17 protein-coding genes are annotated in these 16,193 nt (G+C 30.9%); 8 read left to right on the top strand and 9 right to left on the bottom strand.

Annotated features, from left to right (window positions below):
- Positions 1–15: 15 nt before the first annotated feature.
- Positions 16–789: a TIGR04168 family protein gene (locus A9601_RS12700; protein WP_011818182.1), complete on the bottom strand. Its 774-nt coding sequence runs from the start codon at positions 787–789 to the stop codon at positions 16–18.
- Positions 790–907: 118 nt separating this feature from the next.
- Here A9601_RS12700 and nadA point away from each other — a divergent pair, with 118 nt between their 5' ends.
- Positions 908–1,867: a quinolinate synthase NadA gene (nadA, locus tag A9601_RS12695; protein ID WP_071813223.1), complete on the top strand. Its 960-nt coding sequence runs from the start codon at positions 908–910 to the stop codon at positions 1,865–1,867.
- Here nadA and A9601_RS12690 read toward each other — a convergent pair.
- From A9601_RS12690 to A9601_RS12680, 3 genes are read right to left on the bottom strand one after another with little or no spacing between them, the layout of a single operon-like run.
- On the bottom strand, positions 1,864–3,198 hold the full coding sequence (locus A9601_RS12690; protein ID WP_011818180.1) for a S41 family peptidase: 1,335 nt from the start codon (positions 3,196–3,198) through the stop codon (positions 1,864–1,866). The two genes, nadA and A9601_RS12690, sit on opposite strands and share 4 nt — an antisense overlap.
- A 60-nt stretch (positions 3,199–3,258) precedes the next feature.
- A complete protein-coding gene (ispG, locus tag A9601_RS12685) occupies positions 3,259–4,476 on the bottom strand; it encodes a (E)-4-hydroxy-3-methylbut-2-enyl-diphosphate synthase (RefSeq protein WP_011818179.1) in 1,218 nt (405 codons plus the stop codon).
- Positions 4,477–4,511: 35 nt separating this feature from the next.
- Positions 4,512–5,015: a uracil-DNA glycosylase gene (locus A9601_RS12680; RefSeq protein ID WP_011818178.1), complete on the bottom strand. Its 504-nt coding sequence runs from the start codon at positions 5,013–5,015 to the stop codon at positions 4,512–4,514.
- 161 nt (positions 5,016–5,176) lie between these two features.
- Between A9601_RS12680 and A9601_RS12675 the strand changes: the two genes are divergently transcribed.
- Genes A9601_RS12675 through A9601_RS12655 form a run of 5 tightly spaced genes read left to right on the top strand, consistent with a single transcriptional unit; the run spans position 5,177 to position 10,199 of the window.
- Positions 5,177–6,355 carry a pyridoxal phosphate-dependent aminotransferase gene (locus A9601_RS12675; protein WP_011818177.1) on the top strand — a complete coding sequence of 393 codons (1,179 nt, stop codon included), beginning with the start codon at positions 5,177–5,179 and terminating at the stop codon, positions 6,353–6,355.
- A 12-nt stretch (positions 6,356–6,367) separates the two neighbouring features.
- Entirely contained in the window at positions 6,368–7,261 is an 894-nt protein-coding gene (locus tag A9601_RS12670; RefSeq protein ID WP_011818176.1) for a putative selenate ABC transporter substrate-binding protein, read from the top strand.
- The gene (locus A9601_RS12665; RefSeq protein ID WP_011818175.1) at positions 7,258–7,998 is read left to right on the top strand and encodes an ATP-binding cassette domain-containing protein; all 741 of its coding nucleotides are present in this window, start codon (positions 7,258–7,260) and stop codon (positions 7,996–7,998) included. The genes A9601_RS12670 and A9601_RS12665 overlap by 4 nt, the downstream gene beginning before the upstream one ends.
- A 4-nt stretch (positions 7,999–8,002) precedes the next feature.
- Positions 8,003–9,505: a PhnE/PtxC family ABC transporter permease gene (locus A9601_RS12660; RefSeq protein ID WP_041484524.1), complete on the top strand. Its 1,503-nt coding sequence runs from the start codon at positions 8,003–8,005 to the stop codon at positions 9,503–9,505.
- 49 nt (positions 9,506–9,554) lie between these two features.
- Positions 9,555–10,199 (top strand): GDSL-type esterase/lipase family protein, encoded by a 645-nt coding sequence (locus A9601_RS12655; protein ID WP_011818173.1) that lies wholly within the window; start codon positions 9,555–9,557, stop codon positions 10,197–10,199.
- 16 nt (positions 10,200–10,215) lie between these two features.
- Here the strand turns inward: A9601_RS12655 and A9601_RS12650 are convergent, their stop codons facing one another.
- Genes A9601_RS12650 through A9601_RS12640 form a run of 3 tightly spaced genes read right to left on the bottom strand, consistent with a single transcriptional unit; the run spans position 10,216 to position 12,192 of the window.
- Positions 10,216–10,959: a TIGR00297 family protein gene (locus A9601_RS12650; protein WP_041484523.1), complete on the bottom strand. Its 744-nt coding sequence runs from the start codon at positions 10,957–10,959 to the stop codon at positions 10,216–10,218.
- A gap of 6 nt (positions 10,960–10,965) precedes the next feature.
- Entirely contained in the window at positions 10,966–11,739 is a 774-nt protein-coding gene (locus A9601_RS12645) for a 16S rRNA (uracil(1498)-N(3))-methyltransferase (RefSeq protein ID WP_011818171.1), read from the bottom strand.
- A gap of 9 nt (positions 11,740–11,748) precedes the next feature.
- The gene (locus A9601_RS12640; RefSeq protein WP_011818170.1) at positions 11,749–12,192 is read right to left on the bottom strand and encodes a DUF3531 family protein; all 444 of its coding nucleotides are present in this window, start codon (positions 12,190–12,192) and stop codon (positions 11,749–11,751) included.
- An 83-nt stretch (positions 12,193–12,275) separates the two neighbouring features.
- On the opposite strand from A9601_RS12640, the gene A9601_RS12635 reads away from it, so the two are divergent.
- On the top strand, positions 12,276–12,923 hold the full coding sequence (locus A9601_RS12635; RefSeq protein ID WP_011818169.1) for an ABC transporter ATP-binding protein: 648 nt from the start codon (positions 12,276–12,278) through the stop codon (positions 12,921–12,923).
- A complete protein-coding gene (gene hslO / locus A9601_RS12630; protein ID WP_011818168.1) occupies positions 12,913–13,821 on the top strand; it encodes an Hsp33 family molecular chaperone HslO in 909 nt (302 codons plus the stop codon). Before A9601_RS12635 ends, hslO begins: the two co-directional genes overlap by 11 nt.
- Here the strand turns inward: hslO and A9601_RS12625 are convergent.
- Together A9601_RS12625 and A9601_RS12620 are read right to left on the bottom strand one after the other, a co-directional pair.
- Entirely contained in the window at positions 13,816–14,490 is a 675-nt protein-coding gene (locus A9601_RS12625) for a CPP1-like family protein (protein WP_011818167.1), read from the bottom strand. The two genes, hslO and A9601_RS12625, sit on opposite strands and share 6 nt — an antisense overlap.
- A 51-nt stretch (positions 14,491–14,541) precedes the next feature.
- Positions 14,542–16,179: a peptide chain release factor 3 gene (locus tag A9601_RS12620; RefSeq protein WP_011818166.1), complete on the bottom strand. Its 1,638-nt coding sequence runs from the start codon at positions 16,177–16,179 to the stop codon at positions 14,542–14,544.
- Between the last annotated feature and the right edge of the window lie 14 nt (positions 16,180–16,193).

The raw sequence follows: 16,193 nt of genomic DNA, 5'->3' as shown, positions 1-16,193 counted from the left end.
CAGAGATATTTAATCCTAAAAAAATTTATCTTCTTCACGAATTACACCAGACTCTGAAAACCATCGATGAGAAACATGCCTTAATTGCTTATTTTCAAACTCAATCCATGAAAAGTTAATTAGCAATTTTCCATCTTCATCAGTTTTATATCTTGGTACCACAGCAGTGTTGAAATAAATCGTTCCTTTGCTATCAATTTTAAACATCTCTCTTAAACCAAGATTTCTTTTAAGCCGGTTGTGCATATGGCCAAAAATTACAAGATCAACTTTTCTTCTCTTTTGTATTTGAGAAATAGCAGCAGACAAATCTCTATCTCCCCAATCTAAAGAGGGTAATTTCCAGTCTTTCCCACAAATGCTTTTAGGTTCTGAACCTAAACCTGAGGGACCAACATGAGACATAATTATTAGAGGTATTTCTTCAACAGTCTCTTCTGAACATTTGATAATTTTATTTATTGAATCTTGTTCGGTTATAGGTCCATAAACACCTTTAACCTCTTTTGAAAGGTAATAGCCTCCGCCAGAACTACAAGGTCTAGCAGACAATAAATTTATTTCATTATTAAAAACTTTCAAATCCCATGCACAATATTTTTCACCAAGAACACGTATCTGCTTTGAGAGAGTTTCGCCTGTAGAATCTTTTCCTCTATCATGATTTCCTAAAATCACAAAAGTAGGAATTTTGATCTCATTGATTTTTTTAATTATTTTTACACTTCCATCAGAAATATCACCAACAAATAAAACAATATTTGGTTTGATAATCGATAAAACTTTCAAGTCTAATTCAGACCATTGACCATGACAGTCACCAACAATAGCAATTTTTAAATTTGTCAGAATTTTTTCTGTTTAAAGGCATATAATCTATATAGATATATTCTAAATCCTGACCAGTATAACTTCTACTGCAAAACAGAAATCAGTTCAAAACGAAGAGGATTTGATTTCTGAAATAAAGGAGCGTTGCAAAAAAGCTAATGCAATTATTCTTGCGCACTATTATCAAGCACCAGAGATTCAGGAAATTGCAGATTTTATTGGAGATTCATTAGATCTATCTAAGAAAGCTGCAAATAATGACGCAGATATAATAATTTTTTGCGGTGTGCACTTTATGGCCGAAACCGCAAAAATACTTAGCCCTAATAAAACAGTCCTACTACCAGATATTGACGCAGGATGCTCATTAGCAGACGATTGTCCTTCAGATAAATTTCAAAAATTCAGGGAAGAAAATCCAGATCACTATGTCGTAAGTTATATAAATTGCACTGCAGAAGTAAAAGCTCAAAGTGATCTGATATGTACAAGCAGTAATGCAGTCTCATTAATTAAAAAGATACCTGAAGATAAAAAGATAATATTTGCGCCAGATCAGAACCTTGGGAGATGGGTACAGAAAAATTCAGGAAGAGATCTTAAATTATGGCCTGGCAGCTGCATTGTTCATGAATCATTTAGTGAAGAAGCACTTCTAAAATTAAAATATCAAAATCCAGGATCAAAAGTAATTGCTCATCCTGAATGTAGTCAAAATTTACTAATTCTCTCAGACTTTATTGGATCAACAAGTAAGCTGCTTGATTTCGTAAGTAAAGATCCATCTAAAACTTACATGGTACTAACTGAACCTGGAATAATTCATCAAATGAAAAAGAAAGAACCTAATAAAATTTTTATTGAAGTCCCAGATGTAGAAGGTTGTAAATGTAACGAGTGTCCGTATATGAAATTAAATACTTTAGAAAAAATTCTTGATTGTTTGAAAAATAATTCCCCGTCTATCGAACTAGACCCAGAAATAATAAGAAGAGCCTATGTGCCAATAAAGAGAATGCTGGATATGAGTAATTAATTTAATGAAAATACTTTATCTTCCTTATTAATTTTTAGGAATGCATTAAGGTTTGTGGTGTCGGGCTTAAATTCGCTTATCTGATTCTTTCTATTAATTATATTTATTAGCTCTTTTTCACCAGCTCTATATTGTTTATCTTTTCTAGTTCCTATCTCTCTTTGAAGTATAGGGTTTATATTCATTCTTACTTCTATGTCGGGAATAATTCCAGATTTGTTTATATCAGTGCCGTTCGGAGTTAAATACTTAGCGACTGTAACAGTTAGACCTGAACCATCAACTAAAGTTCTCATGGATTGAACTAGACCTTTACCAAATGTTTTCTTCCCAACTAATTTTCCTCTTTTGTTATCTTTTATTGCACCAGAAACTATTTCACTAGCACTAGCAGAACCCTCATTAACCAAAACAACTAAGGGCTTTTTTGTTAGAGCTTTACCGTTTCCTTTTTTCGTTTCTTTTAAACCATCTTTACTTACTGTACTTACTATTACTCCTTTGTTAATGAAGTGCCTTGAGATATCAATGCTTGATTCTAATAAACCTCCCGGATTACTTCTCAAGTCAAGAACATATCCTGCGACTTTTTTTGTTTCTAAATCCTTAATAGCATCTCTAGTTTCTTTGGATGCATTTGCATTAAATTGTTTAATTCTTACATAGCCAATTGATAAGCCATTTTTGGTTTGATTGATTTTACTTGATACAGTTTTTATTTCAATTTTTTCTCTTGATAAAGTCTTAAAAAAGGATTGAGAACCTCTAAGAATTTCAAGCTTTACTTTAGTACCTCTTTGTCCTCTTATTAATTTCACGGCATCCTCAATATTCATACCTTTAGTAGAAATATCATCTATGGATAATATTTTATCTCTAGCTTTAATTCCAGCATCAAATGCAGGGGTGCCCTCTATGGGAGAAATAATTATTAAATCATCAGATTCTTTTTCCTTAACTATTTGGATACCAACTCCAGTTAATTCGCCAGAGGTATCAATTCTCATTTGATTAAATTCCTTAGGTTCTAAAAATCTTGTATAAGAATCATCTAAATTAGAAAGCATATCTCTAATCGCATCATATGCTTCATTGCTGTCTGAATATGTTTTTGATAAAACTTCTTTTCTTAGATTAATCCAATTGGACTTTTGAAATTTGCCACTTGAATCAAGAAAATCTCTATATACAATTTGCCAAACATGATCAATTACTTCTTTATAACTATTATTTAAAACTGTTGCCTCTGCAAAATTATTTAAAAATAACCCTGAAAAGGATGTCGCAAACAGAAATATATATTTTTTTTTAAGCAATTCTCTTATCTTCAAATAATTCGACTTTTTTATTATAAAAAGAATTTATTTATAATTCAAAAATTTGACAAATCCTTAAGGATCAATCCACTTGCCATCATCCTTAATAAGTTGGATTAAAGCATTAACACCCTCATCTTCAGGTACTCTTTTTATCTCTTCTTTCCTTCTATATAAGGCAATAGTTCCTTTACCTTTCCCAACATAACCATAATCAGCATCTGCCATTTCTCCTGGCCCATTAACAATACATCCCATTATTGCTATATCTAGACCGGTTAAATGTGAAGTGGCGTTCCTAACTTTATCTACAACTTCTTCTAAATTGAAAAGTGTTCTACCACAACTAGGACAACTGATGTATTCAACCATTGTTTTTCTTAAACCTAAAGATTGCAAAATTGAATAGCACACTGGTATTTCCTTTTCTGGAGCTTCTGTTAAGGAAACCCTGATGGTATCTCCTAATCCCTCTGCTAAAAGCGTTCCAATTCCAGCAGTACTTTTAATCCTTCCATAATCACCATCACCAGCTTCGGTCACTCCTAAATGTAAGGGATAGTTATATCCTTCTGAGTCAAGCCTATCGGCAATCATTCTGTAAGCTGCCATCATGACCGGAGCCCTAGAAGCTTTCATAGAAATAATTATGTTATGAAAATCAAGCTCATCACAAATTTTGACGAACTCCATCGCAGATTCTGTCATTCCTAATGGCGTATCTCCATAAGTAAAAAGCATCCTCTCAGATAGAGACCCATGATTAACTCCAATCCTTAGAGCTTTGTTTTCAGCCTTTAAAACTTCAACTAAAGGGGTAAATCTTTTAAGTATTGTTTGCTTAATAGTTTCAAATTCCTCATCTGTATATTCAGTTCTTGTAGGGTCTGATTTTTCAAAAACAAACAATCCAGGATTAATTCTTACTTTATCAACATGTTTTGCAACTTCCATTGCAATTTTCATACCATTATGGTGAACATCAGCCACCAAGGGGGTATTGATATTATTTTCTAGTAATTTTGCCTTGATATCTCCTACCGCTTTGGCATGAGCTAAGGAAGGGACAGTTAACCTTACTATTTCACAACCCACATCATGAAGTCTTTTGATAGCTAAGTAAGCATTTTCGACATCCATAGTATCTTCATTTATCATCGATTGAACTCTTACTGGATAATCACTTCCAATAGCTATATCACCCACCATTACTGTTCTAGTTATCCTTCTCTCAATATGAGTTGAATATCTTTTGGAGAGACTATTAACCTCTTTAGATTGAGTTAATGACATTAAAATTCTTGATATTCAAAAAGGATTTCACTAAATTATACGGCATATAGTTTACCACTTACATTCTCTAGGTCTTTCAAAGTTAGATGGTAAGGTTTATTGATTTCTTTTGAAGGAAATCTCAACAAATAAGATGGATGAAAAATTACCATAATTTCTCTCCCATCTTTTTTAATCCATTGACCTCTTAAATTACTTATAGGATCTTTAACTTCTAAAATAGCTCTCATAGCAGTAGAACCTGTAAGTAATATAAATTTTGGATCGACTAACTTTATTTGCTGCAATAACCAAGGTTTATGAATATTAATTTCTCTAGCAGTGGGTTTTCTATTATTTGGTGGACGACATTTAATTACATTACAAAAATAAACATCCTTCTTATAATCAATTCCAGCTTGTATTAATAATTCGTTTAATAACTTACCAGATTTACCTACATAAGGTTTTCCTTCTAAATCTTCCTGGGCTCCAGGTGCCTCACCAATTACTAACAAATCTGCAAATACACTTCCTCTCCCAATTACTAACCTTTTCACCGAAAATAAAACTTTAAATATTTTTATCTTAAGAACTCAAAACATGAAAATAAAATAGATTAAGAAAATGAACTAAATTAAACCATAGTGTGATAGTTTTATTTATTCTTAATTTATGCATTTGTCATTATTAAAAGTCATATTTGAAAAGTCATAAGTCAATGAGTCAAGTTAATTTATCTGATCGGGCTCTTTCAATTGAGCCTTCTCTTACATTACAGATAAGTGCTAAAGCAAATCAATTATCTGCAGAAGGAGTAGATATTTGCAATTTAAGTGCAGGTGAACCTGATTTTGATGCCCCAAAAGAAGTTATAGACGCTACAAGTAAAGCTATATTTGATGGATTTACAAAGTACGGGCCAGCAGCGGGAAATTTAGATCTCCGAAAAGCAATTGCAAATAAACTTCAAATTCAAAACGATTTAAATTATGAATTTGAAAATGTAATGGTCACAAATGGTGCTAAGCAAGCAATATATAATCTTTTCCAAGTATTGTTAAATACTGGAGACGAAGTTATTATTCCTTCTCCATATTGGTTAAGTTATCCCCAGATGGTTAGATTGGCGGGTGGGAAGCCAATTTTTACAAATTCTTCTGCAGAAGATGGATTCAAAATAAATATAGAAGATTTGAAGTCTAAAATCTCTTCAAAAACTAAATTTATAATTATCAATTCTCCTAATAACCCTACTGGAAGAGTTATGTCAAAGGAAGAATTATTACAAATTGCCGATTTAGCTAGAGAAAATCCAAATATTAATATTCTTTCTGATGAGATTTACGAACTAATCCTTAAAAAAGAATTTAAACACTACAGTTTATCTTCATTAGCAAATGACTTAAAAGATAGAATTTTTATAATAAATGGGTTTGCGAAAGGATGGGCTATGACTGGCTGGAGGATAGGTTATTTAGTAGGTCCCAAAGATGTAATCAAAGCATCCTCAGCATTACAAAGTCAAAGTACAAGTAATGTTTGCTCTTTTGTTCAAAAAGGTGCTTTAGAGGCTTTAAAAATTAATAATGAGTTTTTCTCAATGATAAATAGCCATTATGATCAAAGAAGAAGACTTCTCTATGAGGGCCTTAATAATATAAATGGGATTTATATTGAAGAACCTAACGGAGCATTTTACGCATTTCCAAAATTACCCAACTCCTCAATTACTTCCGTTGATTTCTGCAATAAAGCTCTTCAAGATTACGGATTAGTTGTTGTACCTGGGAAAGCTTTTGGAGCTGATCAATGTATAAGAATATCTTGTGCAGCTTCAGAAATTAAAATAAAAGATGGACTACATAGACTTGAAAAAGCAATCTCTGAATACTATTAATTTAACAAAGTTATGTTTAATTTAAAAAATTTCCTAATAAGTTCATATCTATTATTTTCTGTTTTTTCATCACCTGTATTTTCAAATCCCAAAGTTTTAAAAGTTGGAGCAATACCTGATCAAAACCAAGATGTTTTGGACAAAAGATTTAATTTATTTTCAAAAGAATTATCAAACCAACTTGATGTAGAAGTTCAATACATTCCTGTTATTAATTATGTTGCAGCAGTAACTGGATTCAGAACTAAAGATTTAGATTTAGTTTGGTTTGGCGGTTTATCAGGAGTTCAAGCAAGATTACAAACACCTAATTCAATTGTCATAGCTCAAAGAGATATAGATAAAGAATTTAAAAGTGTTTTTATAGTAAACAAAAATTTAGAACTTAACTCAATTTCAAACATTAAAGGACTTAAAAAACTAAAGAATTTAAGATTTACTTTTGGCTCTGAAAACTCAACTTCTGGAAGATTAATGCCAGAATATTTTTTAAATCAAGCAGGGGTAGAAATTAAACATTTTAAAGGAAAAAAAGCAGGTTATAGTGGGAGTCATGATGCCACTATAGCTTTAGTTAATAGTGGGGCATTTGATGCTGGAGCTTTAAATAAACAGGTTTGGGAAAACAATCTTAAAAATAATCCCAAAAGAATAAGTAATTTAGAATTATTCTGGATCACACCAGAATATGTTGACTATCATTGGGTAGCTCAAGGTGATCTTGAAAATAGATTCGGGGAAGGGTTTACAAAAGAACTTAAATCAGTAATTCTAAATTTAGATATAAAGCAAAAATCACATAAACAGATATTAGATATGTTCAATGCAAAAAGATTTATAAAGGCAGAATCAAAACAATATAAAAATATAGAGGAAATCGGGAGGAAATTAAATAAAATTAGATGAATAATACTGTCTTAGAATTAGAAAATATATCTTATGCATACAAAAATGATCTGATCCTAAATAAAATAAATTTAAAAATAAATTCTGGGGAAAAAATTGCACTTTTAGGTAAAAGCGGTTCAGGAAAAACTACACTTATATCACTACTTAATGGCACTATAAAGCCAACTCAAGGTGAGATTAAATTATTCAATGAAAGTTTCGAGGAATTAGATAGAAAGCAGAAAAGTAAAATAACAACTATATGGCAAGATTTAAGATTAATAGAAGATCTCTCTGCAGAACAAAATGTTAATTGTGGACTACTAGCGGAAAACAACTTTTATTTCGCTTTTAAAAATTTACTAAATATAAGTTCTTTTAAGAAGGCGCATAAATATATGAAATTATGTAGACTTCATAATTCTATTTTCGACAAAAAAATCAGAAAACTATCTGGGGGGCAAAAACAAAGGGTGGCTATAGCTAGATCATTAATTCAAGAATCAAATATATTACTTGCAGATGAGCCTTTTAATAATCTAGATCCCAAATTGATAACAACAATTAAAAACCTTCTACTAGAAAATGTAGATAAAAACAAAACAAAAAAATCCCCAAAGACGGTATTAGTTGCATTACATAGATTAGATTTGCTGAACGATTTTGATAAAGTTATTGGATTAAGGGATGGTAAAATTTTTTTCAATATCAAAAGAAATAACTTAAAGAAGATTCATTTAGAGAAAATATATTAATTAGTTGAACAAATTAAAATTAAACTATACCTCATTATCTTTTCTTCCAATTTTGGTATGCATACCTCTAGGGTATCAATTAATAAACAATATTCATTTTGGAGGATTTAAATTATTCCAAGAATTCTTAATTTCTGCATTTAATCCCAAGATCGATAATGAAATTATTATTACCGTAATTAAGCGATTAAATGAAACTATTTTAATTGGTTTTTTTAGTTGGTTAGTAAGTATTATTTTTGGAGCAATTTTTGGAATAATTTCCTCAAATATTTTTTATAAAATCTTTAATATTCCAAATTTTTTCTACCGCATAATAAGGTTTTTTCTAACAATAATTAGATCTATACACGAAGTGGTTTGGGGAATAATATTAATGCAAATATATGGAATAAATTTTTCGATAGGAATAATATCTATATGTATACCTTATATTGCTGTAAATTCAAAAGTATTTGCTGAACAATTAGAAACTATTGACTACAAAAGTTTTGAATCTATAAATCAAATAAATACACCTAAATTTTCTTCTTTAATAACTTTAATATGGAATCCAATAATAAATACATTTAAAAACTTTGGTTTATATCGATTAGAGTGTTCAATAAGAAGTACTGTGATTTTAGGACTTTTTGGGATTGGAGGAATAGGTACCAGTATTTTTTTATCTTTCCAAACTTTGAATTTTAAAGAGTTATGGACTTATTTATGGTCATTAGCAATTTTGATAATTCTTTCTGGATTAATATTCAAAAAAATAAAATTTAATACCACAAATAAAATCCTATCTATTTTTTTTATTGCGGGTTTTTTCATAACAATTTTATTTTCTTTTTCATATTTTCTTTATTTTATTTTTAATAATAATTTTGAAAATTTTAATTCCGTTAGTTCTCTTTTTAAATCAAGCTCAGATTTAGGATTATTTTATTTCTTAAAACTTATATTAGAAACAATAATTTTAAGTCTTTTATCAACAGGAATCGCAATTAGTTTACCTCCATTAGTAATAGGAATTTTTAACAACAATAGTTCTAAAATTTTTATAAAAATTTTTGCATTTTTATTACGTTTAATACCTACACCTGTAATACTTCTAACTCTATTAACTTTTAATAATCCTTCTTTATCTTTAGCAGCTTTAACATTAGGTCTCCACAACGCTGGTATTACTAGCAAATTACTTTATACAAATCTAGATAGCCAAGACAAGAGAAATTATATTGCAATGAAATCTCTAGGAATCTCAAAAAAGACTAGTTGGCTTTTAGGTTTATTTTCTCAACAAGCAAAAAGTTACTTAGCATATTGCGCTTATAGATCTGACATCATTATTAGAGAAACTGCAATTGTTGGGGTTATTGGAAGTGTTGGTCTAGGTTGGCAATTGCAAGAATCACTAAGTTCATTCGCATGGCAGGAAGTCACCATAGTTTTGATAGCTTATAGCTCCATCGCAATAGTTGGAGAATTAATAAATGGTAAAATCAAGAATAGTTTAACTTGATTTGTAAGAATAATTTGTTAAATCAAGTAATTATTTTTTTTCGCTGATAGTGATTAGTTTACCAAAACAGCTTGTTGTAATTGGAGATAGCTCAGTTTATGGATGGGGAGATAACGAGGGTGGTGGATGGTGTGAGAGGCTTAGAAAAGATTGGGGTAAAAACCAAAATGGGCCAGTTATTTATCAACTTGGCGTTAGGGGAGATGGGATAGAAAAAGTTTCATCTAGATGGGAAAAAGAATGGTCATCTAGAGGAGAAACGAGAAGAAATAAACCTAAAGCAATCCTACTAAATGTAGGTCTTAACGACTCTGCAGCAATTGGTCAGATAAATGGAAGACATCAATTAGATATAGATGGATTTGAATATGGATTAGAGAGGCTAATTAATGAAATGAGCTCTCAAACAAATTTATTTGTTATTGGTTTGACACCAGTTGACGAAAGCAAAATGCCGTTCGCAGGATGTCTATGGTACTCAAATGATTTTTGTAATTCTTATGAAAGGAGAATGGAGGAAGTATGCCTCAATCAGAATGTCCCATTTCTTCCTACTTTTAGAGAAATGTACTCTGATAAAAGGAGTAAAAATTGGATTACGCATGATGGAATTCATCTAAATTCCGAAGGTCATTTCTGGCTTTTCCAAAGACTTAAAAGCTGGGAGATTCTTACAAAATGGAAGGGATCTTAGGTCTTCCCAAATATTATTAATTTAAAAAATATGAATATAAAATAAGAGCAAAAATAGCAAAAACAGAAGCAATACTTGTCTGAATAGCATTTACCAATTCATTACTTAATTTATATTTGTTTTGAAATTTAGCACCAATAATACTTTCGGAAAGTGTTGCCAAGAATCCAGAAACTACAACAACTATAAAATGATATTTTGTAGAAATAATTGATAGACGAAGCATTATAAAAGACATAAATATTGATCCCAAAACACTAGCTAATGTTCCTTCTATACTTATTCCTCCCTCAGTTCCCCTATCCACCTTTTTAAGTGAAGTAATTAAGTATGTGTCTTTACCAAATCTTTTTCCAATTTCGCTACCAAAAGTATCCGCCAACTTTGCAGCAAAACTTGCAGCAAAACCTACTTTAAACATCACTACATTGGCAGCATTAAATTTGGTCATAATGGCAAGAAATAATCCTGTAGCTGCTGATCCCCATACATTCTCAGGGCCTCTCATCCCGCCTCTTTTTTCAGCAATTCCTTGTGCTTTTTTAAATTTAAAACCTATTTTGGTAACGAGGGATCCAAATAATAAATAAATTACAACTGACATCCATCCCTGCCAAGACAAACATCCCCACAAAATTGTACCTAAGATTCCTGCACTTACCCAACCACTTTTCGTCATTAAAGGAATCCTGCAAAATATATAAATCAAAATAAAATTAATGCAAAAACCTATAAAAAATTGATTTCTAATTAAATCCATATTTATCTAATTCTTTAATTTTAAATCAATTCTCCACTGATTTAGAATTGATGATGCATTAATACTAGCCGTTGAAGTTCTCAAGATAGTATCGGAAAGCTTAACAAAGGTAATATTATTTTTTTTAAAAAAATCAATTTCTTTATCGGACCAACCTCCTTCAGGACCAATTACATTCCAAAAAATACCTCCTTTTTTATTTCCAAATTCTTGTTGTTTTCTTAACCATTGATTTAAGTCATATAGTGTTTCTTCTCTAGTTATAGAAATTGAAAGTCTTTCTTGATTATCTCTACTTTTTAGCCATTCAATAATATCCATTCCATTTAAAATAGATGGTTTCCATAATCTCTCACTTTGCTCAACAGCTTCATTAATAATTAAATTCCATCTCAAAAGTTTTCTAGAAAAATTTAAATTTTTGTTTACCTGTCTTTCTGAAAATAATGGCTGTATGTAATCAATTCCTATTTCAGTACACATTTTTAAAATATCCTCAAAACCACTTTTTGGTATAACAACAGCTATTCCTAATAAGTGAATTTCTTGTTCTTGAATTAAGTAAGGTTTTTTTGATTTAATTATTTCTAAGCAATCATTTTTAACTTTTGTAGCTTTCCATAATGAACCCTCTCCGTTAGCTATAAATATTTTTTTACCATTTTTTATCCTCATTACTTTATTTAAATAATGAGCCTCTTCTTTAGAAAGTTCTAAATTATTGTTCTTAATATTTTCAATTCTTTCATGGGAAATAATTAATCTTGTTAAGTCTTCCATCTAAAACACTTAATCTTTGAAAACTAAATCTTCATGTTCTTCAACTGACCAATCATTATTTTCACCCCCAATAATTAACTCTTCAATTTTTACATAATTATTTGATATCTCATTCAAAGAATTAATTAATATATCTATTGAAATAGAGTCTGAAGTTCCAAAATCAACCCAACATCTTCCCCAAAGATTTTGATATTCCATAATTCCTAAATTATGCATTAAGGCTGGAAGAGATGCATTTTTTTGGTCATTATCATAGGACATCCAACTTAGATCGGAACCCTCTTCATGAGTTTGCAAATTTTCAGAATTAAATCCACCTAACCTTCCTAAAACGTACCAACTATCAAAAACACCATCTAAATAATTTTTTTCGTCTTGAGTTGGTGATTCTGAAAACCTGATCCATATCCAACAATTAAAAGGATCAACTTCCCTAAAAATAATATTCATATTGACTAATATCTTTTTAAATCTAAAGCTATTATAAGTAAGTTATTACTAGATTCAAATTCATACCTATAACTTAATTAATAATGCTTGATTTAAAAGAAATATCTTATCAACCCCAAACTGGTGAAAGAAAAATAATAGACAATTTAAATTTAAAAGTTCATGAAAATGAAATCATTTTAATTTGCGGCAGTAGTGGTTCTGGGAAAACAACACTACTCGAAATAATAAGCGGATTAACAAATCCGCAAAAAGGAAAAATTACTTGGAAGAATAAAATTTTGTCTTCTAGGCAAAGAAGATGGTTTTGTGGAGTAGTATTCCAATTTCCTGAAAGATACTTTATAGGTACAACCATTGGTAAAGAATTAAAAATAGGCCATAAATCTTTAAGAGAAAAAAATATAGAAATAGTTTTAAATAAAGTTGGTTTGAAAAAAATTAATCTGACTCAACCACCAGAACAGCTAAGTGGCGGACAACAACGGCGGTTAGCTGTAGCAGTTCAACTACTTAGAAACCCCTCAATTCTTTTACTTGATGAACCAACTGCTGGATTAGACTATTCAATGAGAAATGATGTGAAGAATTTAATTCTTGATTTAAAAAATAAAAATACAATTATTATTGTTACTCATGAACCTGCCTTATTTGAGGGAATTCCTTCTAGGATATTATTCTTGGAAAAAGGGAAAATCAAAAATTTTATGAAAGAAAATCATGCAGGATAGGATAGTTCGGGCTACTGCAGCCAATGGAGGAATAAGATTAGTTGCGGTCTTAACAACAGAATCTTCTTTAGAAGCAAAAAAAAGACACGGCCTTTCTTACTTAACCACCTGTATCTTAGGCAGAGCATTTAGTGCTTCACTGCTTTTAGCAAGCTCGATGAAAATAATGCATGGGAGAGTCACTTTAAGAGTTAGATCTGACGGACCTTTAAAGGGATTACTAGTTGATGCAGGAAGAGACGGGAAAGTTAGGGGTTATGTAGGTAATCCTAATTTAGAATTGGACCTAGTCAAAATAGATAATGATAAATATTCTTTTGATTTCACAAAAGCACTAGGTACAGGATATTTAAATGTAATTAGAGATAGTGGATTTGGAGAACCCTTTACAAGCACTGTTGAATTAGTAAATGGGAATATTGCTGAAGACTTAGCTTCATATTTATATCATTCAGAGCAAACTCCCTCTGCTGTATTTATTGGAGAAAAAATTCAAAATAAAAGTGTTATTTGTAGTGGTGGCTTATTAGCTCAAGTTTTACCTAAAAAAGATACTGACCCTCTGCTAATCTCACTACTTGAAGAAAGATGCAAAGAAATTAATTCTTTCAGCGAAGATCTATTTAAGTCAAAACATAATCTTCTTGAGTTAATTAGAAATATATTTCCCGATATTGACGATAAATCAATCTCTGAAAAAGCTCGTTCTCAAGAAGTGAGTTTTAAATGCAAGTGTTCCAAACAAAGAAGTTTAAATGCGATGAAAATGCTTGATAAGAGCGAGTTAGAGGACATCCTCAAGAAAGATGGCAAAGCAGAGTTGGTTTGTGAATTTTGTAAAAATAAATATCTTATAAATTTTGAAGAAATTAAATCTATGATAGAAAATCAATCATAAAAAAATTACGCCTAGCCATAAAATAACCATGGCCGGAATACTTTGAATTTTTTGTATTGATAAAGAGTTGTTTGATACTTCCTGAATGAAAGAATTATTTTCAAGCAATCCACCAAATATTAATCCTATCGAGAGAAAGGTAACACTCCAACCCAGAGAACCTATAAATCTTTTCCCTGATTTAATTTGAGTATAGGTAAGTATTAATGTTGAGATAGAGAGTAAAAGTCTATTATTAGAGTCTGGACTGATAAATAACAAAATTAAAAATAATAGCCCAACAGATATTTTTATTGAAAGATTATCAAATGAGGGGGTAGTTATTTTTGGCAGACTATACTGACTTGAATTGTTAGAGTTATTATTTAAATTTTTTATCTTAGAAAGAAGTGGGAAGTTATTATTGGTAAATTGATTAATTTGTTTTTCTTTTTTTGAAGCACTCACAGCTTCATAGCTTACATTTCCTGATTGCCTGGCTTTCAAACTACCCATGAGTAATTGATCAAAGGAAGATTCTATTTTCGCTTTTAAAATTAAGTCTTCACCAGCCTCTTTAACTTTAATATCTCTAGCCTTCTGAATATCCTCAAAAGCAGCACCTTCTTTTACACCTAAAATTTCATAAGGTGATTTTTCGTTATTATTTTTATTACTGTTTGAATCCAAAATTTTTTACCAATACTAATAGATTAACTAATTTTATAATCCATTAAGACTTTATAAAACAATTGGTTCGACTCCACTAACAACGGGCGCAACTTTGTTTAAATTTAATTGATTATTGTCTTCAACAAACTGATTTAGATTCCACTCATTTTTGAAAAGAATAACTGGCCTATTCCAACAATCTTTAACTATTTTACAGTTGAATATTCTGCCTAGTTTTTCAATGGCTGGCCATCCATCAGAAATCCATCTAGCCAATTGATATGGCATTGCTTCAAGATTTGCATCTACACCATATTCACTTTTTAATCTGTGAGTTACTACCTCCAGCTGCAATTGACCAACGGCTGCGAGTATAGGGTCTCTTTTACTCTCATCAAAGTCATAAAGTATCTGAACAGCTCCTTCTTCTCGAAGTTCATTAACACCCTTTCTAAAGTTTTTAAATGCTGAGGGATTTGGATTTCTTAACCAGCTGAATATTTCAGGACTAAAGGATGGTATGCCCTCATATTCCAGATGAGCACCCGTATAAAGAGTATCTCCAATAGAAAACATCCCTGGATTATTTAAACCAATAACATCTCCAGGATAGGCATCATCAACTACTTCTCTATCTTGCCCAAATATTTTTTGTGGTCTTGATAATCTAATTGTTTTCCCAGTTCTGGAATGTTTAACTGACATATCCTTTTCAAATTTGCCACTACAAACTCTTATAAAAGCAACCCTATCTCTGTGCTTTGGATCCATATTTGCCTGAAGCTTAAAAACAAACCCACTAAATTCATCGCTTGCAGGTTCAATATCCCCTTTATTACTATTTCTTGAAGTTGGTTTTTGTGCCATTTTTAAAAAACTATCTAAAAATGGCCTTACGCCAAAATTAGTCATAGCAGATCCAAAGAAAACTGGGGTTAAAGAGCCATTAAAAACTTTTTCTTTTTCAAATTTAGATCCTGCCTCATCAAGAACCTCCAATTCTTCAAGTGAGTTTTCAAGTAAATCTCTCTCTACATATTTTGATAGCTCTTTATCTTCAAGACTTAATCTTTTCTCATTCGATTGTTTCCCTCTCACTGCTTTATCAAATAAAATCACCTCTCTCGAAAATCTATCAATAACCCCTCTAAATTCCTCGCCACTCCCAATTGGCCAGTTTATTGGTAGGGTATTTAATCCAAGTTCTGATTCAATTTCATCAAGTAAAGAAAATGGCTCTCTTCCTGGTCTATCCATTTTATTTATGAAAGTAAATATTGGTATTTTTCGCATCTTGCAAACTTCAAACAATTTTCTAGTTTGAGGTTCTAGCCCTTTAGCAGCATCTTCCAACATAACTGCATTATCAGCAGCAGCTAATGTTCTATAAGTATCTTCGGAGAAATCTTGGTGTCCTGGTGTATCTAATAGATTAATTACAGATCTTTCATATTCAAATTGCAATACAGTTGATGTAATAGAAATACCTCTTTGTTTCTCAAGTTCCATCCAGTCTGAGGTGGCTTTTCTCTGATTACCCCTAGCTTTTACTGCTCCTGCCTGTTGAATGGCACCTCCATACAAAAGAAGCTTCTCGGTAAGAGTCGTTTTCCCAGCATCTGGATGTGAAATAATAGCAAAATTTCTTCTTTTATTTACCGCATCCAGTATTTCTTTATTATTTAGAATTTTAGTATCTAAGCTCATTTATATAATATAAG

Origin of the sequence: Prochlorococcus marinus str. AS9601, assembly GCF_000015645.1 — a bacterium.
Lineage (GTDB): Bacteria > Cyanobacteriota > Cyanobacteriia > PCC-6307 > Cyanobiaceae > Prochlorococcus_A > Prochlorococcus_A marinus_O.
The sequence above is the reverse complement of the archived record's forward strand: the minus strand, read 5'-3'. Positions and strand labels throughout refer to the sequence as shown.

What these genes read in the sequence shown, in the direction of transcription:
- ispG (WP_011818179.1), bottom strand. Translation starts at nt 4,476, where the DNA reads ATGTCATTAACTCAATCTAAAGAGGTTAATAGTCTCTCCAAAAGATAT.
- A9601_RS12675 (WP_011818177.1), top strand. Translation starts at nt 5,177, where the DNA reads ATGAGTCAAGTTAATTTATCTGATCGGGCTCTTTCAATTGAGCCTTCT.
- A9601_RS12670 (WP_011818176.1), top strand. Translation starts at nt 6,368, where the DNA reads ATGTTTAATTTAAAAAATTTCCTAATAAGTTCATATCTATTATTTTCT.
- A9601_RS12665 (WP_011818175.1), top strand. Translation starts at nt 7,258, where the DNA reads ATGAATAATACTGTCTTAGAATTAGAAAATATATCTTATGCATACAAA.
- A9601_RS12650 (WP_041484523.1), bottom strand. Translation starts at nt 10,959, where the DNA reads ATGGATTTAATTAGAAATCAATTTTTTATAGGTTTTTGCATTAATTTT.
- A9601_RS12645 (WP_011818171.1), bottom strand. Translation starts at nt 11,739, where the DNA reads ATGGAAGACTTAACAAGATTAATTATTTCCCATGAAAGAATTGAAAAT.
- A9601_RS12640 (WP_011818170.1), bottom strand. Translation starts at nt 12,192, where the DNA reads ATGAATATTATTTTTAGGGAAGTTGATCCTTTTAATTGTTGGATATGG.
- A9601_RS12635 (WP_011818169.1), top strand. Translation starts at nt 12,276, where the DNA reads ATGCTTGATTTAAAAGAAATATCTTATCAACCCCAAACTGGTGAAAGA.
- hslO (WP_011818168.1), top strand. Translation starts at nt 12,913, where the DNA reads ATGCAGGATAGGATAGTTCGGGCTACTGCAGCCAATGGAGGAATAAGA.
- A9601_RS12620 (WP_011818166.1), bottom strand. Translation starts at nt 16,179, where the DNA reads ATGAGCTTAGATACTAAAATTCTAAATAATAAAGAAATACTGGATGCG.